Origin of the sequence: Enterococcus innesii, assembly GCF_022846515.1 — a bacterium.
Lineage (GTDB): Bacteria > Bacillota > Bacilli > Lactobacillales > Enterococcaceae > Enterococcus_D > Enterococcus_D innesii.
Genome location: NZ_AP025635.1, coordinates 2,833,265 through 2,857,339, shown reverse-complemented (window position 1 = coordinate 2,857,339; position 24,075 = coordinate 2,833,265). Strand labels below are relative to the sequence as shown.

Sequence of the window (24,075 nt, the reverse complement as noted above, 5' to 3'; positions counted from 1 at the left end):
CACTGTGAGGAAACAAAAAAAGCCGATCTGACGATCGACTTAAGAAAACATCGGTTTAGAATTTTAAGAATCGGCGCATCGATAAGACGGAACCAAGTGAACCGATCACGATTCCAATCAACGCCATCACACCACATACTTGAATCAAGAACAGATTTGGTGCAATTAGACTGTAATTTGAACGTAGCAAGGATGGATTGACCATTGCATAAACTTGATGATACCCGAAGTACATCAACGCAATTGGGACGATTGATCCTAAGAGTCCGATCCAGCCGCCTTCAAGAAAGAATGGCCAACGAATGTAGCCGTTTTTCGCCCCTACCAGACGCATGATTTGAATTTCTCTTTGACGAGACAAAATCGTGATCCGAATCGTATTGGAGATCAAAAACATTGCTACAAAAATCAGTAAGACTGCCGCCGCTAAGCCCCAAGTCCGCACAGCCGCAGACAATTCAAAAATTCGGTCAGAAGAATCTCCGCCGTAATCGGCTTTGAAAACATTTGGCAATTCGCCCGCTTGTTCAGCGATCTCTGTCGTATACTCTGGATCTGTTGCACTGACGACAAACACGTTATAGAGCGGATTGCTGTCGCCTTCGAACAAGTTCCATGAATCTCCCATGGCATCTTGGATCTTCTGCAATTCTTCGTCTCGACTAGAAAATTTCACTTCCGAAACGTTAGGTAGATCGTTTAAGGATTGTTCTAAAGCATCCATATCTTCTTGTTCCGTACCAATATCAACGAAAACCGAAACATCCACATTCTCACGAATGTCTTCGGCTAGTTTTGTTGCATTTAAGATTACACCTAGAAAAATACCGACTAATGTCAGTGTGATCGTTACCGCACTCAACGACGCGATGGTCATCCAGCCGTTACGCTTTAAACTTTTGATACTCTCCAGGAGATGACGGAAAAATGTTCTAATCATCGTAACCATATTCTCCTTCCGCTTGGTCGCGAATAATGCGGCCATTCTCAATCGCGATCACGCGATGACGAATCGTATTTACGATCGTACTATTATGGGTCGCCATAACGACCGTTGTTCCTTGGGCATTGATCCGATCAAGCAATTTCATGATTTCCCATGAGTTTTCAGGATCTAGATTCCCCGTTGGTTCATCCGCAATCAATACTTTCGGCGTATTTACGATGGCACGAGCGATTGACACACGTTGTTGTTCCCCACCGGAAAGCTCACTCGGAAATACCCGTACTTTATGTTTCAGTCCGACTAAATCCAGAACTTCCATCACCCGTTTTTTGATATCACGGGGTTTGCGTCCGATAACTTGCATTGCATAAGCAACATTTTCAAAGACCGTTTTCCGCGGTAAAAGTTTGTAGTCTTGGAAGACCACGCCGATTTCTCGGCGCATCAAAGGGATCTCACGGTTTTTCATGCCGACCAAATCATATCCTGCGACATTCAAAACGCCTTTTGTTGCTCTTTCTTCTCGATACATCAATTTGATAAAGGTTGATTTTCCGGCACCGGATGGTCCAACGACATAGACAAACTCCCCTTGATCAATCGAAATCGAAAGGTTGCGGATAGCAGTCGTACCATTAGAGTACTTTTTCATTATATCTTTCATTTCTATCATACAGCTATCTCTCCATCTCAAATTTTCATTCTGGCTTATTATAGCATGAATATATTTCACCTTGCTTGCAACAGATTACAATTATGTTTCAATCTGTTTAAGTCACACCAGGTTATTTTTGATTCAGTTTTAGCTTCAAATACGCATCGATAAAGCCATCCAAATCGCCATCCATGACTGCCTGCACATTCCCAGTTTCGAAATTTGTCCGGTGATCTTTGACCATCGAATAGGGATGGAAGACATAGGAACGGATTTGCGAGCCCCATCCAATTTCTAACTGTTCGCCTCGCAAAGCTGCTGCTTCTTGTTCTTTCTTTTCCACTTCTAATTGATACAGCTTGGCTTTCAACATCCCCATCGCTTGCTCGCGGTTTTTCAATTGTGAGCGCTGGGCTTGGCTAGCAACTACCGTACCTGTCGGGATATGGGTGATCCGCACAGCAGATTCGGTTTTGTTGATGTGCTGTCCACCGGCGCCGCTTGCGCGGTACGTATCGATCTTCAAATCATCTGAGTTGATCTCCACATCGATCGCCCCATCTAATTCTGGCATCACATCCACCGAACAAAATGACGTATGTCGTCTCTTAGCAGAATCAAAAGGTGAAATACGGACCAAGCGATGCACGCCTTTTTCCGACTTCAAATAACCATAGGCGTTGTGCCCTTTCACAAGTAATGTGACACTTTTGATCCCCGCTTCATCACCGGCTTGATAGTCCAAGGTTTCCACCTGATATCCATGCTGTTCGCAAAAACGAGTATACATCCGTAACAGCATGCTGCCCCAGTCTTGCGACTCCGTACCGCCTGCGCCCGGATGAAGCTCGATGATCGCATTGTTCCGATCATAGGGTTCATCTAACAACATCGACAATTCATAAGAAGCCATTTTCTCATTTAACTTACCGATTCGTGCTTCAAGTTCTGCTTCCATTTCCGGATCAGCTTCTTCTTGAATCATTTCTAGCATCACTTCGAGCTCTTCCAATTCTTCTGCTAGCTGATTGAATTGATCGTAGGTCTCTTTGTTGGCATTGTTGGCGTTAATGACTTGTTGGGCTTTTTCCGAGTCATCCCAAAAGGTGGGATCTGCCATTTGGTGCTCCGCTTCCGCAATGTCCTCTTCTAACTGATCTAAGTCAAAGAGACCCCCTAAAACTGATTATTTTTTCATTCATCTGGGTCAATTGATTCCGAATATCTGCGATTTCCATTAAAATTCCTTCTTTCTTTTTTTCTTACAAACGAAAGTAGACTGGACAAAAACGTCTGCCAGCCTACTCTCACCTTTTTCAAAACTTGTTACATATTTTTCCCGTGGCAATTCTTGAATTTTTTCCCGCTTCCGCATGGACAAGGATCATTGCGACCCACGTTTTTGAAACTTGGCGCTTGGGCAGCCGGTGCTTCTTCTACCCCTTGCGCTTCTCCTTGGGCTACTTGTTCCCGTTGAACGTTTTGACGAATCTCTGCCTTCATAAACAGACGCGTTACTTCATACTCGATGGCTCCAACCATGTTTTCAAACATATTGAATCCTTCTGTTTGGTACTCAACTAATGGATTGTTTTGTCCATAAGCCCGTAACCCAACCGATTGACGCAACTGATCCATAGCATCGATGTGGTCGGTCCACTTCGTATCAACGACTCGTAAAATCACTACTTTTTCAAATTCCAGTAATTGTTCTGGACTATTAAGTTGTGTTTTCTTTTGTTCAAAGACTTCTTCTGCCCGTTGGTTTAGATAATCTTTGATCTCTTGAGCTGATTTGCCCTTGATGTCTTCGATGCTGATGGTATCTTCATGAACAAGTGCATTGGCCGCAAAATCAACGATTCCTTCATAATTCCAATTGCTTTCTTCTAATTGCGTATGACTGTCAACGACCCGGCTGATGGAGCGTTTCACCATATTCATTAATTGTGGTGAAAGATCCGTTTCTTCCATGATCACTTCTTGACGTTGTCCGTAAATAACTTCCCGCTGTTCTCGCATTACGTCATCGTATTGCAAGACGTTTTTCCGGGTATCGTAGTTATTCCCTTCCACTCGTCTTTGGGCAGATTCTACTTGTTTTGAAAGCATCTTACTTTGGATCACGGCATCGCCTTCATCGATTTTCATCCGATCCAAGAACACTTTGATTCGTTCCGAACCAAAACGCTTCATTAAATCATCTTCTAGCGATAAGTAAAATTGCGACATCCCTGGATCTCCTTGACGTCCCGCACGTCCCCGCAACTGATTATCGATCCGTCGTGATTCATGACGCTCAGTACCGATAACTGCCAAGCCGCCTAGTTCTGCAACACCAAGACCTAACTTGATGTCCGTTCCCCGACCAGCCATATTGGTCGCGATCGTTACAGCGCCTTTTTGTCCAGCATTCAAAATGATTTCTGCTTCTTTAAAGTGATTCTTGGCATTCAATACTTCATGAGGAACTTTCTCACGATCAAGCATTGATGACAATAATTCAGACGTCTCAACAGCGACGGTCCCTACAAGCACGGGTTGTCCTTTGCGGTGACGCTCTTTGATGTCTTGAACGACTGCTTGGAATTTGCTGGTAAGCGTTGGATAAAGCAAGTCCGCACGATCATCCCGTAAGATCGGTTTGTTCGTAGGAATCTGAATGACTTGCATGTTATAGATTTCTCGAAACTCTTCTTCTTCTGTTTTCGCTGTACCGGTCATCCCAGACAGTTTTTTGTACATCCGGAAGTAGTTCTGGAATGTGATCGTCGCCATCGTTTTGGTTTCATCTTCGATCTCGACACTTTCTTTTGCTTCGATCGCTTGATGGAGCCCATCAGAATAGCGGCGACCATCCATGATCCGACCTGTAAATTGGTCAACGATCATTACTTTCCCATCTTGCACGACATAATCGATATCGCGAATCATAATGTAATTCGCTCGTAGTGCTTGATCCAAGTGATGGGTCAATGCCGTGTTTTCAATATCATACAAGTTTTCTAAGCCGAAGGTCTCTTCCGCTTTTTCGATCCCACGTTCTGTCAAACCGATCGTTTTTGATTGGATATCGATTTTGTAGTCTTCTTCTTCCGTCAAGCGTTTGACAAAATTGTCGACACGATTGTATAGCGCAGTTGATTTTTCTGCTTGTCCTGAAATGATCAACGGTGTTCTCGCTTCATCGATCAAGATCGAATCGACCTCATCGACGATGGCATAGTTTAATGGACGCTGCACCATTTGATGACGGTAAACCACCATGTTGTCCCGCAAATAGTCAAACCCTAATTCATTGTTTGTACTATAAGTGATGTCACAAGCATATGCCGCACGTTTTTCTTCTGCTGATTTTGAGTTGATGTTCAAGCCGACCGTCAACCCTAAAAAGTTGTACAGCTCCCCCATCTCAGTCGAGTCACGAGTTGCCAAGTATTCATTGACAGTTACGACGTGGACACCTTGACCGCTCAAAGCATTCAAATAAACAGGTAATGTCGCCGTCAAGGTTTTCCCTTCACCGGTACGCATCTCTGGGATATTCCCATCATGCAAGACGATCCCACCCATTAATTGGACGTGGTAAGGATACAGACCCAAAACGCGTTTTGCAGCTTCACGAACTACTGCAAAGGCTTCAGGCAATAATTTATCCAAAGTCTCTCCCTCTTGGAAACGACGACGAAATTCATCGGTTTTCCCGCGTAATTGTTCATCAGATAAAGCGGCCATTTCATCCGCATGTGATTCAACTTGATTCGCAATATGGTCAAGACGTTTTAATTCTTTTTTGTCGTTTTCGATTAATTTTCTAAAAAAATTGGCCATACCTTAATAATTCTCCTTTTACTTCTACATTATCCTAGCTGGAAACTCTCCTAACTATTTTAGCACTAGTTCACCATAAATGAAATATTTTTCGATAGAACTATCGCATCAATCTTGCGTGATAAACGGATTCTTAACCTTTTTTCACAGATTTTAAAGAAACGAAGGGAAAAAATACGCAACAAGCCATTGATCGGCGCCAAAAGTCCAGCGCACGTCCAAATGTCTTGTTGCGAATGTTTGCAAATTAGGCCGTTTTAAAACGGGTTTTTAAGAAAGCTAAGAAAAGCATCAGCAGCATGCCTAATGACTGAATCCCGATCATCAAGATGATATCAGCGCCAATAAATCCTGCCAACATTGCCACCAGAGAGCCTACCCCCAATGCATTTAAAATCACGTTCGTGCTTTCTTTGAAGCTGCCGATTGTCGATAGTCGTGATTTTTTCGTCAACCAGAGGAAAAACGCTGCGCCTATGACGAGAATACTATTCATTGCCACCAATAAAAATGCCACTGTGATCGTCTGACTGAAGAAAATCGCCGTCTCGTTGTTGCGATAGAAGCCGTCTTCGATCACTTTCTGAAACGAAGTCGCATCATGCACTTGATCAGGCATCATTTCCGCCGTGTAACGCATTTCATAGTGATAGGTTTGTCCATCGATTTCTTCTTTGATGGTCCAGTCTGTTTCTCGGAAATTGATGGCATATTTGGCTTCCTCAAGGTCCGCTTCTGAAAGCCCAACGCCTATAATACCCGTTTCTGTTTGCGAAAAGACTTGTGACTCATCCGTTAAAAGGTTGCCATCTTCCAGCTGCAGTTCACTGTATTTGGCTGCTGTTTCAGCAGTCATGAGTGTTTTTGCATGGGGGAAAAATGCCGCAAAGGCTTGATCCGTTTGCTTGCTGATCATCAAGGTCAGCGGGACCATCAGCAAGGACATCAAGAAAATATAGACAAACACTTGCTGCCAGCGATTTAATTTTTTACGCCATGCATAGACTTTCGTTGGAGAAAATATGGCCCCAAAGTATGTTAAGGGAAATCGTTGTTCAGACATCCTATCATTCCTATCCTTTTGTTCCGCCCGAGGTCAAACCTGAAACAAAGTATTTTTGTAAGAAGAAAAACAGTGCAGCGATCGGTACGGCGATCAAAATCGCCCCAGCCGCAAAAAGTGCTACCCGTTGGTTACGGGCATCGTTGATAAAAGTCTGCAGACCGACTGCGACAGTCAAACGCTCTTGTGAGCGAAGCAAGAACCGCGCTAGCAAGAATTCGCCGAATGGTCCCATAAAGGCCCATAATGCTTGCACGGCGACCATTGGTTTTACGAGGGGCAAAACGATTTGCCAAAAGATGCGAAAATGCCCTGCACCATCAAGTTTTGCTGATTCATCCAAGTCAATCGGTACCGTATCAAAGTACCCTTTCATCAGCCAAGTGTTCATGGGAATCCCACCACCGATATAGATCAGTGTCAAAAACCAGAAACTATCTAGACCGTTTGCTAATAAGCCCATGACATAAAAAGCGGTCAACGCCGACATCGTTGGCACCATCTGAACGATCAAGAACACCATCAAACTGCTCTTACGACCGGCAAAGCGATAACGACTGTAAGTATACCCTGCCAGCGTTACGATCATTACTTGGATCACCATCGTGGAAACAGCCACGATCAAAGTGTTTTTATACCATGTCAAATAGGGGGTTTCATTGAACAATCGTCGAAAGTTGTTCAATGTCCAATCCGCATCAAAATCCAAGCGAAAAGCGATCATATTCCCTGCCTTAAAGGCTGAGGTTGCGGTAATCAACAAGGGATAGATGATAATGATCGATAAAGCGATCATAAACAAGTAGGTAAATAATTTGCTGAAAGAAAACTTTTTCTTTTTCATCCTCAGTCCTCCATATTAAATGCATTCGTCTTTTTAAACACCAGTAATGAAATGGAGATCACCACAAAGGAAATGATCAAGGTCAATGCAGATGCGATCGAATATTGTGGCGAGCCACCCGTCGTCAATTTGTAGATCCATGAAATCAAAATATCTGTCGAACCGGCATTTCCGCCTAAACTTCCTGGACCACCTTCGTTAAAGAGATAGATCATGGAGAAGTTATTAAAGTTCCCTGTGTATTGCGTAACGAAGGTTGGTGCTGCCACCAAAAAGATCGCCGGCAACGTAATATTGCGAAAACGCTGAATCGCATTTGCCCCATCCATTTTGGCTGCTTCGTATAAATCTTCAGAAATGGATTGTAAAATCCCTGAGACCATGACATAAATATATGGAAAACCTAACCACCCTTGAATCAAAATAATCGCCGTCTTTGTCCAAAACGGGTCGGTTTTCCAAGCAATATTGCCAATATCAACAAAAGGCAAGTTGTTCAATAGCGGGATCACCTGTGTATTGATTGCTCCAGCGGTATCATTAAACATGTTCGAAAAACTCATGATCGTGATGAACGCTGGCACCGCCCAAGGAAGTAAGAAAATCACCCCGAAGACCCGACGGAACTTCACAAATTTTTGATTGGCAACAACTGCTGTCAGTATTCCTAAGGTAATTTGCAAAGTAGTTGCTAAAACGGTCCAAATCACCGTCCAACTAAACACTTTTACAAAAGTGTCGCGGTAAGAACTTAAGGTGAAGATATTCGTGAAATTCGAAAAACCGATCCAGTCGATTAAGTTTGCTGGCGGAATATGTCGAAAATCATAGTTGGTAAACGCCATGAAGAGTGTCACCATTACCGGAAAAATAATTGCTACGATCATCACCAGATAGGCTGGGATCGTCAATAGATAAGCGAAACCATCCTCGTACAATTTATTGAAAAACTCTTTTCTCGTAACTGCCACTGGGAACCCTTTTTCAATACTTTGACGAACTTGATAGGCATCTTTGATATTTAAAACCCAAAAGATAATGAAAATAACGGTAACGATGACCTGTAGCGTTCCTTCGATCAACAAGAACAAAGAATTGTGTTCCATCGGTACGGATCCCAGTGTGACAAAATTATATAATGCTTGTCCACCGAACAAAAGCATTTCGCCAAGAAAAATTAGAAAGACCGCAAAAAAGAGTCCCGCTTTAAATTTCTGACCATTTTTGAATTGTCCCACCCCAGGGATGATTGAAAGAAGCGCTGTCTGCATGGCTTTTGAATTCGTCCTCATATGTATCCTCCTTAAAATCGAAAGTCTGCCAAGCGGCCGACGATTCATAGAAATCAATCTCATCAAGCAATTTCTTGCGTGCTACGTTGCAAGGAATCCTTTTGACAAACATCCTCTATAGAATCGTCGACATGAATGACAGACCGTAATCGGCTATTTATTAATATTTCTGCTCAATCGCTTCTTCGATTGTTTTGGCAGCATTATCCGCTGCTTCTTGAGGAGTCATATTGCCCGAACCTGCATCAAATAGCATGTTTTCAGCCCCTACCCAAACCTCAGACATTTCAGGGATATTTGGCATTGGTTGTGAAACACTGTATTGCTCGATTACTGCTTTTGCTACTGGATCATCAGAAGCAGCGACTGTTTCTTGAGCCATAATGTTTGCTGGAATATCATGACGCATTTCATACAATTTCTCTTGATTGGCTTCGTTGGTCAAATACTCGACAAATTGTTGAGAAACGTCTTTGTTTTGTGAGTAGTTGGAAACAACCCACGCTTTTCCTCCGCCAAATGTTTCATAATCATTGCCATTGCTCAATGTTGGGATTTTCGCTACGCCATAGTTGATCCCTGCTTCTTCAAAGCCGTTCACGCCCCATGGTCCGTAGATGATAGCTGCTGTTTTGCCTTGGTTGAAGTAATCCAACATCAAGTTTTCGTTGGCTGATACGTCCAGCATTCCTTGTGGCCAAACATTTTGGAACCAATCTGTTGCATAGGAGATCGCTTCAACAGAACCTTCATTGTTGATCCCTAAATCAGATGGATCTGTTCCTTCATCCCCAAAGACATAACCACCATAACCAGCTAATAGACCATACGTATAATAAAAGTCTGTCCAGCGAGCTAAGAAGCCAACATTGTCATCGCCTTCTGCAAAACGATCATCTTTTGCTAGTTCTTCTAAATCAGAAAATGTTGCTGGCGCTTCATCTATCAAATCTTTGTTATAAAACATGACAACCGCTTCAATCATTGCTGGTGCGCCATAGATTTTATCATCGATCGTCACTTGTTGCTTGTCTGTATCGCTGTATCGGCCATCATCTGGCAAAGTCATTTCTGCCAAATGCCCTTGTGATCCTACTTGACCCACGCGGTCATAAGGAGACATCGTAACGTCGGGTCCTTTGCCAGCTGGTCCGTCTAATTGAAGCGCATCCATTTGATCGAACATGTCCATTTCTACAACGTTGATGGTCACATCATTTTCAGATTCAAAGTCAGATTTCACTTCATTGATATAATCAATGTAGTCTGCGCCTACAGAGACTGTGATCGTTTTTTCATCGCTACTTGAACCTGCATCTGCATTGCTACCATCGGTACTACCGCTGTTGCCACCACATGCCGCAAGCGCTAACAATGCGCTTCCTGAAACTAATCCTAAAGCTGCCTTTTTCCAATTCACTTTCATCCTCTTTACCTCCTGCAATTTGTAACTCCATTATGCAACCGGTTTCTTAAAATGGCAAACCTTTTCTAAATGTTAGCGATAACAAAAATAGAAAAAGCCTTTAAATTAAGATATTGAGGAATCAAAAAGAAATTGCGCAACCATTTGCTTAATTTTCACCTTGTGGATTCACGAACCACCAGTTGAGGTAAAAAGCGCTGTTGTCGCTGGCTCGTATCATTATGTTCGATTTTTTGAATCAATAATTCGCCGCAAGCTTCCCCCATTTCCACGATGGCTTGCTTCATCGTTGTCAATTTTGGTGAACTTACCTGATCAAGGAATACGCCATCATAGCCGATGATCCCAAAATCAGCTGGCACCTCCACTCCGATCGACTGTAAGCCTTGATTAATGCCTAAGGCTAAACGATCCGTAGCACAGATAAAACAAGTGTTTTTCACTAAATGCTCATTCTGCGTTTGGATAAACTTGCGGGCGGCGGAAGAGCGGTTGTCAAAACGATAGATTTTTGGTGCTTGTCCCGCTTTTGTGACTGTATCTATGTATCCTTTTTCTCGGCTTTTCGTAAACGCTTCTTCCAACTCTAAACCAATATAGACCAATTGTTGATAGCCGGCCTCGATAGCATGTTTGCATGCAGAAACGATTCCCTGGTAGTTGTCACTGTCGACAAAACTGAACCCAGCTTCATTTTCACCAAATAACACCACAGGCTTCCTTAAATTTCTTATCCAGTCCATGTCAGCCTGCCGAAAGCCCGTAATGATACTGCCATCTGCTGGGCCACGATCCACCCCGTCAGTCGTAACCAGCTGCAAAGAATAGTGTGCTTTACCGATAGAACGAGCGATCCCAACCAATAAGTTCATATAGTAAGGTTCTGTCGTATCCATCTCCTCTAAGATATACACTTTGATGATATGGGAACGCTTGGAAACTAATGATTTGGCAGCAATGTTCGGCTGATAATCCAATTCAAGCATCGCTTGATGAACTAATTCCTTTAACTCTTCAGTTACTTTGTCCGGATGATTGATCACTCGAGAAACGGTCATTGCGGAAACATTTGCTTTTTTAGCAACATCTGCTAGCGTAGTCATGATTCACTCTCCTTGTATTATTTCATCTATAGTATAACACATTAATTTAAAAGATAACTTGAAAGGATTTAGATATAAAAAGAATTTCTCCCTCTATAGACAATATAAAAAAACAGAGCAGCTTCTCAGCTACTCTGTCAAAAAAGACTTTTTGGGGTGTCGAGAAAAAGACTCAACACTTGTTAATCTGTTTCGATCAACCCGTATTTGCCATCTTTTCGACGATACACAATGCTCGTTCCATTCGTTTCCGCATCTTCAAAGATAAAGAAGTTGTGTCCAAGCATGTTCATTTGTAAAACAGCTTCTTCACTGTCCATTGGTTTTAAAGACAAACGTTTTGTACGTACGATGTCTAATTCAGAACCATTGTTTTCTTCATCATTTGCTTCAGTTGTGAACAAATCACCATCTGTTGGCGGAACCAACGCTGTCTCACGAGATTTGCGGTTGATTTTTGTTTTAAATTTGCGGATTTGGCGTTCCAATTTGTCAACAACCAAATCGATACTAGCATATAGATCAGGTGAGGTTTCTTCCGCACGCAGAACTAAGAATGGTAAAGGAATCGTTACTTCTACTTTTGCTGTTTTTTCAGTATATACTTTCAAATTAACATGTGCTGTTGCTTCCGGCACATCATTAAAATAACGTTCTAATTTACCTACTTTTTTCTCGACGTAATCACGGATCGCTTCTGTTACCTCGATATTTTCGCCGCGCACATTATATCTAAACATAAAAATTACCCCTTTCGTCTACCAGTAAAGAAGGAAAAGGACCACTCTTTTCTTCTTCTTAACTCTATTATATCGAACTCTTGGTCATTTGCCTAGTAAATCGAACAATTTTCTTTAAGCGTTTTCAAAATAACGATTCAACGGGCAAAGGAAAAGGATCGAATCGACTGGGGGGCAAAGGTCTGCAATGCTTCAGCTGCGTGATATAACGTTCTACCGGTAGTGTAAACATCATCGATCAACAATAATTTTTTCCCTTTGATTTCACATGCTACATCTGGCTTCACCGCAAAAGGTTGGGTCTCCTCTAATCGTTGCTTGCGAGAACGTTGAGCTTGTGGTGCGGTATCAACCACTTTATCCAGCCATTCTTGCGACTTGACTCCGGCTGCGTCCAGCACAGCGGTCACTTGATTAAACCCTCGCTGCTGGTAACGTTCTGCCGATAGCGGGATGGGTATCAAACAATCGTATTCAAAGTTGTTGATCTTTTGTCTGATGGCCGCAGCAAAGGTCTCCCGCAACTGATAGTTTCCCATTAATTTGTATTCGTGAATCCACGCCTTCATCCCTTGATTGTAAGCGAACAGTGCCCGATGCTGCAAATGGATCATGGGACAGGTTTTCGCCCAAAAGAGACAGTCACGGCAGGAAATGGTATCTTTTTTGCCACATGTTGGGCAGCAGCTTTGCCAATCGATCACGGTAAATCGCTGAGCGCATTGTGGACATAATTCTTTTTCGGGGATGCGCCAAGGAGCCAACAGCTCAATGATCGTTATCTCTCTTGGAAAAAATATTTGGCACCAACTACACTCCATCAGTCAACCAGCTCCTTGCTAATTGGTTCATCTCATTGATTTCTTTAATTGCTTGACGGATCGCTTCTGTCATTTGGTCGTAGAAAAAAATGACTTCTCCTTCTGTAAACGCACCTTTGCGATCGACACGGCCAGCGATTTGTACTAACGCCGATTTTGTAAAGACTGGATGATTGGCTCCCAGTACCACCACTGAGACATTTTCAAACGTTACGCCTCGTTCTAAAATCATCGTTGTAAACAACACCTTGTACACTTGGCTGCGTGCCGATTGGACTTTTTCCATCCGTTTTTCATCTTGTGAAGAAACACTAGTGATGAGCCATGATGCTTCTTGCCTGCGGACAGCCCATTCCATTTCCTTCATCAGCTGAATACTTGGACAAAATACCAAGACAAAGTTTTTTTTAACCAACCGCTGCAAGTGCTGTAGCAATGGTCGCAGCCAACGTTTTTTGCGATAAGCCTGCGCCCAGCGGCTATATTGAATAGGTTTGGGAACGATCAGCGGACGCTGATGAAACCGCAGCGGCATTTTCAACACAGCGAATTTTCCACGAATTTCTTGTAGCAGCCGTTCTGAAGGCGTCGCACTTAAATAGATCAGACACCCGTTTTCTGCCAAGGCATTGTATAATCCGTAACGCAGCTGCGCATCGCCTTCGTAGGGAAATGCATCTACCTCATCTACCACGATCAGTTGAAAGCTGCGATAAAAATGCAGTAGCTGATGAGTGGTGGCAATAAGGATCGTTGTATAACGATAAGGTTCTTCTGATTCCCCATAAAGGAGCAGGCTTTCCTCTTGTGGGAACGCTTGTTGAATCCGGGGGAACAGTTCACGACAGACATCGATCCGTGGCGAGACGATCGCCACACGACCACCTTCTTGCCGTACGTGGCGGATCGTTTCAAAGATCATCTCGGTCTTCCCTGAACCCGTGACTGACCAAACAAGAGATGATTTCTTTTGTCGACAATTTGCTACTAGTTGCTGAGAAATTTTTTGCTGAAACGAAGTCAACACTCCTGGCCAAACGATCTTGTGATCAAAGGCTGGAAGATCCGTTTGTTGAATTACAAGTTGGCCACCTGATGTGATCCGACCATAGCGAATACAAGTTGGACAGTAATAGCTGCCTATCGGTAATTGCACCGACGGCTTGTGGTGGGAAGATCCGCAACGCTGACAAACGATTCTCTTCCCCTGCTCGAGCATTGCCGGTCGAGAATCAAAGGGTTTTCCTACACTCATTGTTTCATCTAAAACAAAAAATTGTCTTCCTTTTTGATTAGTCATAACATACACCTCAGTTTTAAGTACGCAAAAAAATCGGTTCAAGTACTTTTTGAAAAGTACTTGAACCGATTACAGATTTCTTGTTTGCTTCAAAAGCAGGTCTTGCTTATTCGCCGATCAATGTCAAGGCTTGATCTAAGACTTTTTCGCCGTTCATCATGCCGTAATCTGCCATGTTGATTACTTCTAATGGAATTCCTTTTGGCGCTAGACGTTTCTCAAAATCGCCTTTCATGAAACGAACTTGTGGTCCTAATAATAAAACATTTACGTCTTTGCTTTCTAAATGTTGATCTGCTTCTGATGCGGAAACTGCAAAAATATCTGCTTCTAATCCTTTTGCTTCAGCTGCTTTTTGCATTTTTGTTACTAATAAGCTTGTACTCATTCCTGCAGAACAAACTAACATAATTGTTTTTTTCGCCATATCGAACACTCCTTGAATTTTAAGAATAAGATAACATTTCCTATCTCTAGTATAGAACAAGTTTGAAATTTGTCAACGCTTTCTATCCAGCAACCAGTTTGATTTTACTAAACGATTAAAAACGACATACTCTTTTTTTAAATTGACGAGGACTACCTCGTAGCCGGCATTCAGCCACGCATACGCCCCATTTTCTGGATGGCGGTAATCATTCGCCCACCAATCGCTACTGGTGCGGGCACTTTTGGGCAAACCGGATGCGGGGAAAAGAAATTCATCAAACTGCGTAAACGTTAAGGTGATTTGCGAACCGCCGTTGTTCTTTAAATAGTGAGTGATCGTATCGTACTTTTTGCGTCTACCCAAAGCAAATGCCTCCTCTTTTTAGGGTCTATGTTCGTACCTGTTTCTTTCTTCTATTTGTAACTTTCCTTCCGATTGCCTATACTAGAAACATAAAGGAGGCGATCGTACGCGTGACTTATCGAACGATTCGACAAGACGGAGAAACAGAAATAGAAATCAAAAAATCGCGTTTCCTCTGTTCATTAAAAAGAATTCAATCAGAAGACGAAGCCAAAGCGTTTATTCAAGCCCTCAAGAAAGAGCATTGGAAGGCAAATCATCATTGCAGCGCCTATGTATTGGGTGAAAACCATGAGATCCAACGCAGCAGTGATGATGGTGAACCTAGCGGCACCGCTGGGGTACCTATTTTAGAAGTGTTAAAGAAAAACGAACTGATCAATGTGATCGCCGTTGTTACTCGCTACTTCGGTGGAACGAAACTGGGTGCTGGTGGATTGATTCGCGCTTATTCAAGTTCGGCCTCTGCTGGAATCAAAGAGGTAGGCATCGTCGAGGGTATTTTGCATCAAGAACTTGCCTTGACCATCGAGTATCCCCTTTTAGGCAAGCTCCAAAACTACTTAGAACTTCAGAATATCTATATAAAAGATATTGCTTATACGGAGAAAATCGTTGTCACCTTAATGATTCCTGAAGCAGTACTTGCCGACCAAGAAGCCGCTCTGATCGATTTGCTACAAGGTCAAGTGCAATTGACCAGAGGGACTACCGAATATGTAGAACGCTTGATCGAGCAGTCAATAGAGTAAGCCAGCTTACTAAAGACCTTCCAGTGTGTGCTCTTTTCCTCAAGGAGGACGCTGCCAAGTTTGCTACAACCAATGCAGGAAGCCCAAATATTTGAAAAGCCGAAACGGTCATACACCCAGCGACGCTAAGCAACAGCAGATACGCTCGTAGGGTCCTTTCGGCTTTTTTGGGCTTTTTGTTGCCAATTGGAAGAGACAGGTTATTTTTCCATATAAAATTCAAAACGATTACCAACATATTGGGTACGCACGTATTCAAATGGTTGACCATCTTCAAATGAAGTGATTTGCCGCATACGTAAAATCGCATCGCCGCGTTTGATCTGTAAGTAATCAGCAATTTGCTCGGAAGCGACCATGGCTGAGATCGTTTGCGAAGCGCCGCCAATTTTCCGCTGTCCTTTTTCTTCCAACACTTTATAGAGGGAAGAGATGATCTCCTCCTTGCTAAAGTCATGAATAAACTTTTCAGGGATACTCGCGACTTCAAAACAGATCGGCACATCATCCGCATACCGAATCCGCTCCATCCGTAAAATCGTTTCGTGACCTTCTAATTGCAGCTTTTCCATTTCACTGGAGCTAGGTGCAGTTAAGAAATAAGCGACCGCTTTGCTAGAAGGCTTACGACCAAGAGAATTCATAATTTCGGTAAAACTCGTCGTGCCCGTCATTTTTTCCTGTACTTTTTGGCGAGCCACATAAGTGCCGGAACCGATTTTACGCTCAAGAATCCCCTCATCTGCTAAGGTTTGGATCGCTTGTCGCAACGTCATGCGACTCACGCCGAATTGTTTCGACAACTCCCGTTCTGAAGGCAGACGATCCCCGATTTTGTATGTATTGTTTTCAATATTGGCTTTAATTTGATCATGAATCTGGATATAAACAGGTAATTTTTCCACCACTACACATTCCTCCGTTCCCCTCCTATTATAACTGGTATATACCTAAATAGCTAATAAAAAAAGCAAAAACTGCTCTGTTTTTCTCAATTTGTGCGAATTCTTTCCCGATTTTATAGGCAGAAAAAGAAGTTATCACAAATTGTCCAAACAAGAGCAGTTTCTTTGCTTTTAAATTGGTTCGGTCGCTGACTTGGGAATTTATTCAGCCAGCGCTTTATTAGCAGTGGCCATCAGCAAGCGGATACGATTCAATTGATTGACGATCGAGACACCTGGATCGTAATCAATCGCTGCAATGTTCGCCTGTGGGTATTGACGACGTAATTCTTTCATAACACCTTTTCCTACTACATGGTTAGGCAGGCAGCCAAATGGTTGCAGACAAATGATATTGTTGACATCATTTTCCAACAGATCAATCATCTCACCGGTCAAGAACCAGCCTTCTCCCGTATGATTGCCGATGGAAACAATCTCGCTCGCTTGCTCCGCAAGCTGATGGATCGAATGGATACCATCAAAACGCGTTGACGCCCGCAGTGCTTTATCCATCGGTTTTTGGAGCCTTTCAATCGCCATGATCGCAAAATCAGCGATCATTTTACTTTTCTTCGCCATCCCCAAATGCTCGTAGCGCCAAATCTGATTGTAAAGGGAATAATTCATAAAGCCGACAATATCCGGTACGACCGCTTCCGCTCCTTCTGCTTCTAACAGGCGAACGACATCGTTATTAGCTGTCGGTGAATATTTCACTAAAATCTCTCCCACGACTCCGACACGCGGCTTCTTGATATCTGTTAGGGGAACTTGATCAAAGGCTTGAATGATTTTTTTCATATTGCGATTAAACAGACTGAAGGAGCCATTACGAACGTTTTTGGCAATTTTTTCCAGCCATTCTTGATGGAGCCGATCGACAGCCCCTGCTTCTTGCTCATACGGACGGGTGCGATAAACGACCCGTTCAAAGAGATCTCCGTATAAAAATGCCACCGCCAAACGCTTCATCATCGGTAAGGTAAAGCGAAAGCCCGGATTTGATTCAACCCCGGTGTTGCCCATCGAAATAGATACCACCGGCACTTGTGGGAATCCTGCATCGTTCAGTGCTTTACGTAACAAAGGAATATAGTTCGTTGCACGACACCCGCCGCCCGTCTGGGTCATCAAAACACTGGTATTTTCAACATCATATTTTCCGCTTTGCAATGCTTCCACTAGCTGTCCAATGGAAATGATCGCCGGATAACACGCATCATTATTGACAAAGCGTAAACCGACATTGACCGCCTCACGATCTTCACTAGGTAGACAGACCACTTGATACCCAGAAGCTTGCAAAGCCAAATCGACTAACCCGCTTTGATGGATGGGACTCAACATCGGCAATAAGAGCGTGTGCTGCTTGCGCATCTCTTTGGTAAAAATAATCTTTGCCGGTTCCTCGTATTGCTTTTTAGGAACAAAGTGCTGTTTGTCCCGTTCGTTGACTGCTGCTTTCAAGGAACGCAACCGAATCCGGATTGCCCCAAGGTTCGCTCCCTCATCGATTTTCAACACCGTATATAACTTCCCATACTGCGCCATAATCTCTTCGACTTGATCAGTAGTGACTGCGTCGATCCCGCAACCGAATGAGTTTAATTGAACCAGTTCTAATTGTTTGTTTTTCGCGACCACTCGAGCTGCCGCATACAATCGCGAATGATAGACCCATTGATCCACAACCCGCAGAGCGCCGACATTTGCTAAATGAGCAATACTGTCCTCAGTCAATACATGGAAGCCTTCTTGGGTAATGACTTCTGCAATCCCATGGTTGATTTCAGGGTCCAAATGATACGGTCTTCCAGATAAAACGATCCCTTTTTGATTGGTCGTCATCAGCATACGTAGCGTTTCTTCTCCCCGTTGCGCAATATCTGCCTTGAACTGGTCCAGCTCCTCGAAACCGCTGCGTAGGGCTTGGGCAATTTCTTCTTCTACAAAACCAAAATCTTGAAAAGTACTCGTTAAAGTTTTGACCATTGAGGCTTCATCCGCCAAATTCAAAAACGGACAGCGGTAGTCAACCGCCCCTTCACGAATCGCATCGACGTTGTTACGAATCACTTCTGGATAGCTTTGCACAATCGGACAGTTAAAATGATTCTCAGCGGCAGTGTTCTCTAATCGCTCAAAAATGACCCCTGGATAAAATATCAACGGTACGTTTTGATCGATCAGTGCTTGGATGTGTCCATGGGCTAGTTTGGCTGGGTAACAAACCGTATCACTAGGAATCGTTTCGATCCCTTGCTCATATAGTTCTTTGTTGGAACGTGGCGACAAGCTTACTCGAAACCCTAACTTGGTGAAAAAGGTATGCCAAAGCGGATAATTTTCATAAAGATTCAATACTCTTGGTAGACCGATTTCGCCATGGACGGCCTCTTTTTTACGTAAGGAACGGTACTTAAACAAGCGGCGATATTTTTCATCTACAAGATTGATTCTGCGGTCTTCTTTCTTGATTTTGATTCGCGCACCACGTTCACAGCGATTCCCGGTTATGAATTTTCGACCGTCAGAAAAGAGGGTCACCGTCAACAAGCAATTGTTTTCGCATAGACCGCAATTCGTAAATTCTTTTTCTGCTTGGAAATCGGCCATTTCTGCCTGAGACAACAACGTACTAACATCGTCAAGGGCTGCTTCTTCTAAAGCGATCAAAGCAGCTCCATATGCCCCCATCAAACCGGCGATCGATGGTCGAACGACTTCACGGCCGCTGATCAATTCAAACGCGCGCAGAACCGCTTCGTTATAGAAAGTCCCTCCTTGGCAGACGATTTTCTCGCCGAGGTCTTCAGGTCGCCGAACCTTGATCACTTTATAAATAGCATTTTTTATGACCGAGTAAGACAAGCCGGCTGAAATGTCGCCAACAGAAGCCCCTTCTTTTTGGACCTGTTTCACTTTTGAGTTCATAAAGACGGTACAACGCGAACCAAGGTCAACCGGTGCTTGGGCTTTTGTCGCTGCCAACGCAAATTCTTTGACATCCTGATTCATAGATTTGGCAAAGGTCTCAATGAAGGAGCCGCATCCTGAGGAACAGGCTTCATTCAATTGAATCGAAGATAACGCGCCATCTTTGACCGTCATCGCCTTCATGTCTTGCCCACCAATATCGAGGATAAAATCAACCCCCGGCTGGAAATGTTCGGCAGCTTTGTAATGGGCCATCGTTTCCACTTCACCGATATCGACTTTCAGTGCATGTTTGATCAAATGCTCGCCGTAACCTGTGATCGTTGACTTTGCGATGTAAACATCAGAAGGCATCTGACAATAAAGCTCTTGTAAAACCGCCATCGTTGTCGCTAACGGTTCGCCTTCATTATTGCCATAAAAAGAAAACAATAATTCCCCTGCATCATTGATCAAAACCACTTTCGTTGTGGTTGATCCTGCATCGATGCCTAGATATGTAGCGCCTGTATGCTCAGACAACGCTTTTTCTGTGGCCACCGCTTGAGCATGGCGAGCACGAAAAGCAGTCAATTCCTCCTCGTCTTTAAACAATGGGGCTAATGTATCAGTTGGCGCGAGTTTGCCATCTTCTCCGTTGGCTAAGCGGGCTAATAGCACGGAAAGCTGTTGCTCTTCTTCTGCATATAGTGCAGCCCCCATCGCCACAAACAGTTCTGGGTTCTCGGGAAAAATGATATCTGCTTCTTGCAGGTTCAACGTATCGATAAATCGTTGACGCAATTCCGACATAAACGTCAACGGTCCACCTAGAAAGGCTACCTTGCCTTTGATTTTACGACCAGCAGCCAAGCCAGCAATCGTTTGATTGACCACCGCTTGAAAGATACTCGCCGCAATGTCTGCTTTTGCCGCTCCTTCATTGATCAGCGGCTGCACATCGGTTTTGGCAAAGACCCCGCAGCGTGAGGCAATCGGATAAAGAGTTTGATAATCTTTGGCTAGTTCATTGACCCCATTGGCATCCGTTTTCAATAAAACCGCCATCTGATCAATAAACGCACCCGTTCCACCGGCACAACTGCCGTTCATTCGCTGCTCCAATGCCCCTTCAAAAAAGGTGATCTTCGCATCTTCGCCGCCTAACTCGATAGCCACATCGGTTTCGGGAATCATTGTCTCAACTGTTTTGGTACAAGCGATGACCTCTTGGACAAATGGGATCCGCAAAACTTCCGCCAGACCCATCCCACCCGATCCGGTAATCGCCAGCGCCAGCGGCTGATCTTCGATCACTTCTTGCGCTTCTCTAATGATTTTTTCCGCTGCCTTCTGGATATCTGCATAGTGCCGTTCATACCTTGAAAAACACGTTTGATTGCCTTCATCTAACAGAACCATCTTGACTGTTGTCGACCCGACATCGATACCCGCTTTATATTTTTTCATTTGTTGCCTCCATCTAAACAACACTTTGTTGATTATCTAACAAGCCGTTTGTTATAATACTTATGTTCATTGTAATTCTTTTGATTGATAATTCAACAAACAATTCTAAGGAAGGTGTGGGATAAACAACAATTACCCGTTTTTTGTTGTTTATTTTGAAAGGAAATTCACAATATGAAAAAATTGGATTTACGTGTCAAACGAACCAATAAGTACATTATTGAAGCTTTTATCCGCTTAGTGGAAGAAAAAGGCTTCGAGCAAGTGACTGTCCAAAATATCGCCGATGAAGCCATGATCAACCGTGCAACCTTTTATGCCCATTACAAAGACAAACAAGACTTGTATGAAAAGATATTTGACTTGGCTGTCGAATCATTTACCGCGATTCTTGATTTTGAAGATTTTGTTCAAGGCAATCGCATCAAAATCCGCAAAATCGAAGCGGCCATGACCGAACTTTTTTTACACATTCAAAACAATCGTTCCTTTTATTTGACGATCATGGATGCCTCTGCCATTGAGATCATCCGTAAAAAGTTGGGCCTGATTTTGACTGAACGTTACCAAGAGATCTTTTCAACGTTAAGAATCACCGAAGGAGACATTGAAGTGCCCTTAGACTTCATCATTGACTATATGACCTCGATATTTGTTGGTACCTTGCATTGGTGGCTAACGGCAGAAACAACGATGACACCCGACCATCTAGCAAAACTTGTCATCAAACTGGTGGCAAACGGCCACCTGACTGTCTTGGGGATTGAGATTGAGGAATAAAAAAAAGAAGCTGCGAATATGCAGTTTCTTTTTTATTCCTCAATTAGTGATTCTTTGAACGCCATTTGATCGTGTCTTTCGTCTTGCGCTGTTTCGTTACTTTGATTCCTTTTGGAGCCACACGAATCGCATAATCTTCCTTTTTCACCACATCATAGACATGCTCTGCAACTTCCGTTACTTTTTCTTTTAGATTCAATTTAAATTTCATGTGTTTTCATCTCCCGAATGCTTTACTAATAGCCTATCGCAAATAAAAAAAATCTTCAACTTATAGCCCTTCATAAAAAAGGATTTTTAGGGTTTTCGTTCCTCTTTATTGGACAAGCGATTTAGACACAACCAATACTTCGTAATGCTGAACTGTTTTTCTAGGTTTAAAGGATTTGTTCAACAGATTGCCTCCAGTTAGACGCACTTATTTTCTATTTTCAATAAAAAAGTGTCAGTAGAAAATCCAACGATTTCCCACCAACACAAAATAGTGTAGTTTCCAACTACCACGAAGTTCGATTAATAAATCAAATAGTCAGAAGCACCGGCTTGCTTGATCTCGATCACCAGCTTATGAGGCAGGCAAATGCTCGTCTGCCCATTGCGATAGATCCAGCTGGTTTTGACAGCAATTTGGTCGGGGCTATTGTCTTCACGCACTCGGATCGCACCATCTTTGATCTCGACGATATTGTACTGACCTTCTGCTGGATAATACGTTTTTTCCATCGCATCGATTTCTTCCAAGTTGAAACGGTCAACCTCTTCCCCATTGATTCGCACGATCGCATAACGATCCCCAGTATCACTTTGGGCTTGCGCTTCAAATAGAAAAAGCGGTAAAAAAGAGCCAACAACTAATAGAACAAACAATAGATAATCATAGGGCTTTAATAGTTTTAAAAATGGCTGGATCGTCTTTTTCATCACATGTACGCCTTTCACTGTTCATTTTCGGAAGGTAATCGCTCTTCAAAAAAGGCAGTTAAATCAATGATCTCTTCCTCTGTGAAGGTTTCTTGCTCCCATTGGTCAAGAATTTTTTTTTGCAAAGCCAAATCCATTTCCCAAAAATGATTGATTTTTTTGAAATGCTTTGGATCAAAGGACCGAAAAACCGGATAGATCGCTAAAAACGCTTCAAAGGTAAGATCCCAGTCCTCAGTATAATCTTTAACGACCCCTTCTGACAAGGCTTTTTCCGTCGGATCGCCGTTTTCTTTGATCAAGCCGGCTTCGTAAAAATGGCGATAGATGGCCTCTTTGGTGATCTCAGGATGAAATTTTTTACTATGATGGTAGGCTTCTTCAATCAATGACGGATAGATGATCTCCATTTTTCCCCCTGCTTTCTGGACGGCGTCATAAGACGGCGCTAGTTCTTTTCAATTGGGTGCTGTTCTTTATATTCTGCTAAAGATACATGGTGGCTGCGCTTGAAGGTTCCTGTTGTCCCATCAAACGAAATCGCTGGTGCTTTGACACCATAGTGGGTCCGACGCTTATTCTTTTTTGCTTTTGATGTTTTTCTTGCAGGTACTGCCATGTCATTTCCAACTTTCTTTCACTTTTTCATTATGCACGCAGCTGCAATGCATTCTTTCGTTTGTTTCGTTTAAATTCATGAATGATTTTTAATGCGCGTTTCCTTGTTTTGATGTTCGGGCTCTTTAAACGTCGATACGCACTAGACAAGTCCGTTTTTTCCATATTGACTCCTTTCTGTTACCAGCTTGCTTTTGTAACGCCGGGAATTTCTCCGAGATGTGCATGCTTACGGAAATTGATCCGTGACATGCCGAATTTATTCATGTAGCCGCGCGGACGACCATCGATCATATCCCGTTTTTTCAAACGAGTCGGATTCGAATCCTTCGGTAGTTTGGCCAATGCTTGGGTATCTCCTTGCGCTTTTAGTTCTTGACGTACTGCTCGGTATTGTTCGATCAGTTGTACTTGTTTTTTGTATTTTGCAATTTTTGATTTTTTTGCCATTCAGTTATTTTCCTTCCTATTTCTTGATTTCACGAAAAATCGCTCTGCGCCGCAACTTTGGTGAATATTTTTTTAATTCTAAACGTTCCGGCGTATTGCGCTGGTTCTTATTGGTCAAATAAAGTCTTTCCCCTGTCTCCACACATGCCAAAATAATATTGTTTCTCATAATAACCAGCTCCTTTCTCTTGCGTCACACCAAAAAAAGTTAAAGTGTAACGATTACGTTTTGTATCATATCACACTAAAACACAGGAAGCAAGCAAAACTATTTCTTCTTTTTGTTATTTAACAAGTGAAGAAAACGTCATATGAATTTGGTTTCAATCGTCGCTGTTATTGGCGGCAAGATAACAGGAACCTGCAACTTTTGATCGCGCAAAAAAATCACCTGATCTTTAAGGAAT

Annotated in this window: 24 protein-coding genes and 2 pseudogenes; 2 read left to right on the top strand and 24 right to left on the bottom strand. The window is 43.0% G+C overall.

The features are described from left to right. Positions 1-55: 55 nt before the first annotated feature. The 15 genes and pseudogenes from ftsX to ENLAB_RS13230 all read right to left on the bottom strand — a co-directional run bounded on the left by ftsX (position 56) and on the right by ENLAB_RS13230 (position 14,814). Entirely contained in the window at positions 56-940 is an 885-nt protein-coding gene (gene ftsX / locus ENLAB_RS13295) for a permease-like cell division protein FtsX (protein ID WP_077453536.1), read from the bottom strand. Further along, on the bottom strand, positions 933-1,619 hold the full coding sequence (ftsE, locus tag ENLAB_RS13290; protein WP_005237293.1) for a cell division ATP-binding protein FtsE: 687 nt from the start codon (positions 1,617-1,619) through the stop codon (positions 933-935). Before ftsE ends, ftsX begins: the two co-directional genes overlap by 8 nt. A gap of 112 nt (positions 1,620-1,731) precedes the next feature. Further along, a protein-coding gene (prfB, locus tag ENLAB_RS13285; protein WP_102136372.1) for a peptide chain release factor 2 occupies positions 1,732-2,839 on the bottom strand; the annotation gives its coding sequence in 2 pieces (ribosomal slippage) (positions 1,732-2,766 and positions 2,768-2,839; 1,107 coding nt in all). Positions 2,840-2,927: 88 nt separating this feature from the next. Next, positions 2,928-3,002, bottom strand: a pseudogene (locus tag ENLAB_RS16955) (SEC-C metal-binding domain-containing protein); the annotation flags it as partial. 45 nt (positions 3,003-3,047) lie between these two features. Continuing rightward, positions 3,048-5,432, bottom strand: a pseudogene (gene secA / locus ENLAB_RS13280) (preprotein translocase subunit SecA); the annotation flags it as partial. Between the two features lie 247 nt (positions 5,433-5,679). Beyond that, positions 5,680-6,495 (bottom strand): DUF1189 family protein, encoded by an 816-nt coding sequence (locus ENLAB_RS13275; protein WP_244351520.1) that lies wholly within the window; start codon positions 6,493-6,495, stop codon positions 5,680-5,682. A 10-nt stretch (positions 6,496-6,505) separates the two neighbouring features. Beyond that, complete coding sequence (locus ENLAB_RS13270) at positions 6,506-7,339, bottom strand: sugar ABC transporter permease (RefSeq protein ID WP_077453539.1); 834 nt, start codon at positions 7,337-7,339, stop codon at positions 6,506-6,508. Positions 7,340-7,341: 2 nt separating this feature from the next. Next, positions 7,342-8,631 carry a carbohydrate ABC transporter permease gene (locus ENLAB_RS13265; protein WP_077453540.1) on the bottom strand — a complete coding sequence of 430 codons (1,290 nt, stop codon included), beginning with the start codon at positions 8,629-8,631 and terminating at the stop codon, positions 7,342-7,344. 160 nt (positions 8,632-8,791) lie between these two features. Next, the gene (locus tag ENLAB_RS13260) at positions 8,792-10,057 is read right to left on the bottom strand and encodes an extracellular solute-binding protein (protein ID WP_244351518.1); all 1,266 of its coding nucleotides are present in this window, start codon (positions 10,055-10,057) and stop codon (positions 8,792-8,794) included. Positions 10,058-10,212: 155 nt separating this feature from the next. Next, positions 10,213-11,160, bottom strand: coding sequence for a LacI family DNA-binding transcriptional regulator (locus tag ENLAB_RS13255; protein WP_140965685.1), 948 nt, complete (start codon positions 11,158-11,160; stop codon positions 10,213-10,215). A gap of 182 nt (positions 11,161-11,342) precedes the next feature. Continuing rightward, positions 11,343-11,900 carry a ribosome hibernation-promoting factor, HPF/YfiA family gene (gene hpf / locus ENLAB_RS13250; protein WP_005237301.1) on the bottom strand — a complete coding sequence of 186 codons (558 nt, stop codon included), beginning with the start codon at positions 11,898-11,900 and terminating at the stop codon, positions 11,343-11,345. A gap of 137 nt (positions 11,901-12,037) precedes the next feature. Beyond that, positions 12,038-12,721: a ComF family protein gene (locus tag ENLAB_RS13245; RefSeq protein WP_244351515.1), complete on the bottom strand. Its 684-nt coding sequence runs from the start codon at positions 12,719-12,721 to the stop codon at positions 12,038-12,040. Continuing rightward, positions 12,711-14,021, bottom strand: a complete 1,311-nt coding sequence (locus ENLAB_RS13240) for a DEAD/DEAH box helicase (protein WP_244351512.1) — start codon at positions 14,019-14,021, stop codon at positions 12,711-12,713. Before ENLAB_RS13240 ends, ENLAB_RS13245 begins: the two co-directional genes overlap by 11 nt. Positions 14,022-14,127: 106 nt before the next feature. After that, entirely contained in the window at positions 14,128-14,448 is a 321-nt protein-coding gene (locus ENLAB_RS13235) for a PTS sugar transporter subunit IIB (protein ID WP_005228768.1), read from the bottom strand. A 72-nt stretch (positions 14,449-14,520) separates the two neighbouring features. Beyond that, positions 14,521-14,814 (bottom strand): DUF7662 domain-containing protein, encoded by a 294-nt coding sequence (locus ENLAB_RS13230; protein ID WP_005237305.1) that lies wholly within the window; start codon positions 14,812-14,814, stop codon positions 14,521-14,523. A gap of 110 nt (positions 14,815-14,924) precedes the next feature. Here ENLAB_RS13230 and ENLAB_RS13225 point away from each other — a divergent pair, with 110 nt between their 5' ends. After that, positions 14,925-15,566 carry a YigZ family protein gene (locus ENLAB_RS13225; RefSeq protein ID WP_081118399.1) on the top strand — a complete coding sequence of 214 codons (642 nt, stop codon included), beginning with the start codon at positions 14,925-14,927 and terminating at the stop codon, positions 15,564-15,566. A gap of 200 nt (positions 15,567-15,766) precedes the next feature. On the opposite strand, the gene ENLAB_RS13220 is transcribed toward ENLAB_RS13225, so the two are convergent. Together ENLAB_RS13220 and ENLAB_RS13215 are read right to left on the bottom strand one after the other, a co-directional pair. Next, positions 15,767-16,474, bottom strand: coding sequence for a GntR family transcriptional regulator (locus tag ENLAB_RS13220; RefSeq protein WP_005228765.1), 708 nt, complete (start codon positions 16,472-16,474; stop codon positions 15,767-15,769). A gap of 198 nt (positions 16,475-16,672) precedes the next feature. Then, entirely contained in the window at positions 16,673-20,899 is a 4,227-nt protein-coding gene (locus ENLAB_RS13215; protein ID WP_195265993.1) for a 2-hydroxyacyl-CoA dehydratase, read from the bottom strand. A 174-nt stretch (positions 20,900-21,073) separates the two neighbouring features. On the opposite strand from ENLAB_RS13215, the gene ENLAB_RS13210 reads away from it, so the two are divergent. Continuing rightward, a complete protein-coding gene (locus ENLAB_RS13210; RefSeq protein WP_005237309.1) occupies positions 21,074-21,679 on the top strand; it encodes a TetR/AcrR family transcriptional regulator in 606 nt (201 codons plus the stop codon). Positions 21,680-21,722: 43 nt separating this feature from the next. Here the strand turns inward: ENLAB_RS13210 and ENLAB_RS13205 are convergent, their stop codons facing one another. From ENLAB_RS13205 to rpmG, 7 genes are all read right to left on the bottom strand, one after another. Further along, complete coding sequence (locus ENLAB_RS13205; protein WP_005237320.1) at positions 21,723-21,890, bottom strand: hypothetical protein; 168 nt, start codon at positions 21,888-21,890, stop codon at positions 21,723-21,725. Positions 21,891-22,192: 302 nt separating this feature from the next. Further along, on the bottom strand, positions 22,193-22,600 hold the full coding sequence (locus ENLAB_RS13200) for a NusG domain II-containing protein (protein WP_005237322.1): 408 nt from the start codon (positions 22,598-22,600) through the stop codon (positions 22,193-22,195). A 14-nt stretch (positions 22,601-22,614) separates the two neighbouring features. Then, on the bottom strand, positions 22,615-23,010 hold the full coding sequence (locus ENLAB_RS13195) for a hypothetical protein (RefSeq protein WP_244351510.1): 396 nt from the start codon (positions 23,008-23,010) through the stop codon (positions 22,615-22,617). Positions 23,011-23,048: 38 nt separating this feature from the next. Continuing rightward, complete coding sequence (gene rpmF / locus ENLAB_RS13190; RefSeq protein ID WP_077453548.1) at positions 23,049-23,219, bottom strand: 50S ribosomal protein L32; 171 nt, start codon at positions 23,217-23,219, stop codon at positions 23,049-23,051. Positions 23,220-23,248: 29 nt separating this feature from the next. After that, on the bottom strand, positions 23,249-23,383 hold the full coding sequence (locus ENLAB_RS13185) for a putative metal homeostasis protein (protein WP_005237325.1): 135 nt from the start codon (positions 23,381-23,383) through the stop codon (positions 23,249-23,251). 15 nt (positions 23,384-23,398) lie between these two features. After that, positions 23,399-23,668: a 30S ribosomal protein S14 gene (gene rpsN, locus ENLAB_RS13180; RefSeq protein WP_077453549.1), complete on the bottom strand. Its 270-nt coding sequence runs from the start codon at positions 23,666-23,668 to the stop codon at positions 23,399-23,401. Positions 23,669-23,684: 16 nt separating this feature from the next. Further along, positions 23,685-23,837 carry a 50S ribosomal protein L33 gene (gene rpmG / locus ENLAB_RS13175; RefSeq protein WP_005225339.1) on the bottom strand — a complete coding sequence of 51 codons (153 nt, stop codon included), beginning with the start codon at positions 23,835-23,837 and terminating at the stop codon, positions 23,685-23,687. Between the last annotated feature and the right edge of the window lie 238 nt (positions 23,838-24,075).

What these genes read in the sequence shown, in the direction of transcription:
- ENLAB_RS13215 (WP_195265993.1), bottom strand. Translation starts at nt 20,899, where the DNA reads ATGAAAAAATATAAAGCGGGTATCGATGTCGGGTCGACAACAGTCAAG.
- ENLAB_RS13235 (WP_005228768.1), bottom strand. Translation starts at nt 14,448, where the DNA reads ATGGCGAAAAAAACAATTATGTTAGTTTGTTCTGCAGGAATGAGTACA.
- ENLAB_RS13195 (WP_244351510.1), bottom strand. Translation starts at nt 23,010, where the DNA reads ATGGAGATCATCTATCCGTCATTGATTGAAGAAGCCTACCATCATAGT.
- ENLAB_RS13265 (WP_077453540.1), bottom strand. Translation starts at nt 8,631, where the DNA reads ATGAGGACGAATTCAAAAGCCATGCAGACAGCGCTTCTTTCAATCATC.
- hpf (WP_005237301.1), bottom strand. Translation starts at nt 11,900, where the DNA reads ATGTTTAGATATAATGTGCGCGGCGAAAATATCGAGGTAACAGAAGCG.
- ftsE (WP_005237293.1), bottom strand. Translation starts at nt 1,619, where the DNA reads ATGATAGAAATGAAAGATATAATGAAAAAGTACTCTAATGGTACGACT.
- rpmF (WP_077453548.1), bottom strand. Translation starts at nt 23,219, where the DNA reads ATGGCAGTACCTGCAAGAAAAACATCAAAAGCAAAAAAGAATAAGCGT.
- ENLAB_RS13275 (WP_244351520.1), bottom strand. Translation starts at nt 6,495, where the DNA reads ATGTCTGAACAACGATTTCCCTTAACATACTTTGGGGCCATATTTTCT.
- ENLAB_RS13205 (WP_005237320.1), bottom strand. Translation starts at nt 21,890, where the DNA reads ATGAAATTTAAATTGAATCTAAAAGAAAAAGTAACGGAAGTTGCAGAG.
- ENLAB_RS13210 (WP_005237309.1), top strand. Translation starts at nt 21,074, where the DNA reads ATGAAAAAATTGGATTTACGTGTCAAACGAACCAATAAGTACATTATT.
- ENLAB_RS13200 (WP_005237322.1), bottom strand. Translation starts at nt 22,600, where the DNA reads ATGAAAAAGACGATCCAGCCATTTTTAAAACTATTAAAGCCCTATGAT.
- ENLAB_RS13185 (WP_005237325.1), bottom strand. Translation starts at nt 23,383, where the DNA reads ATGGAAAAAACGGACTTGTCTAGTGCGTATCGACGTTTAAAGAGCCCG.
- ENLAB_RS13255 (WP_140965685.1), bottom strand. Translation starts at nt 11,160, where the DNA reads ATGACTACGCTAGCAGATGTTGCTAAAAAAGCAAATGTTTCCGCAATG.
- rpsN (WP_077453549.1), bottom strand. Translation starts at nt 23,668, where the DNA reads ATGGCAAAAAAATCAAAAATTGCAAAATACAAAAAACAAGTACAACTG.
- ENLAB_RS13240 (WP_244351512.1), bottom strand. Translation starts at nt 14,021, where the DNA reads ATGACTAATCAAAAAGGAAGACAATTTTTTGTTTTAGATGAAACAATG.
- rpmG (WP_005225339.1), bottom strand. Translation starts at nt 23,837, where the DNA reads ATGAGAAACAATATTATTTTGGCATGTGTGGAGACAGGGGAAAGACTT.
- ftsX (WP_077453536.1), bottom strand. Translation starts at nt 940, where the DNA reads ATGATTAGAACATTTTTCCGTCATCTCCTGGAGAGTATCAAAAGTTTA.
- ENLAB_RS13260 (WP_244351518.1), bottom strand. Translation starts at nt 10,057, where the DNA reads ATGAAAGTGAATTGGAAAAAGGCAGCTTTAGGATTAGTTTCAGGAAGC.
- ENLAB_RS13270 (WP_077453539.1), bottom strand. Translation starts at nt 7,339, where the DNA reads ATGAAAAAGAAAAAGTTTTCTTTCAGCAAATTATTTACCTACTTGTTT.
- ENLAB_RS13245 (WP_244351515.1), bottom strand. Translation starts at nt 12,721, where the DNA reads ATGGAGTGTAGTTGGTGCCAAATATTTTTTCCAAGAGAGATAACGATC.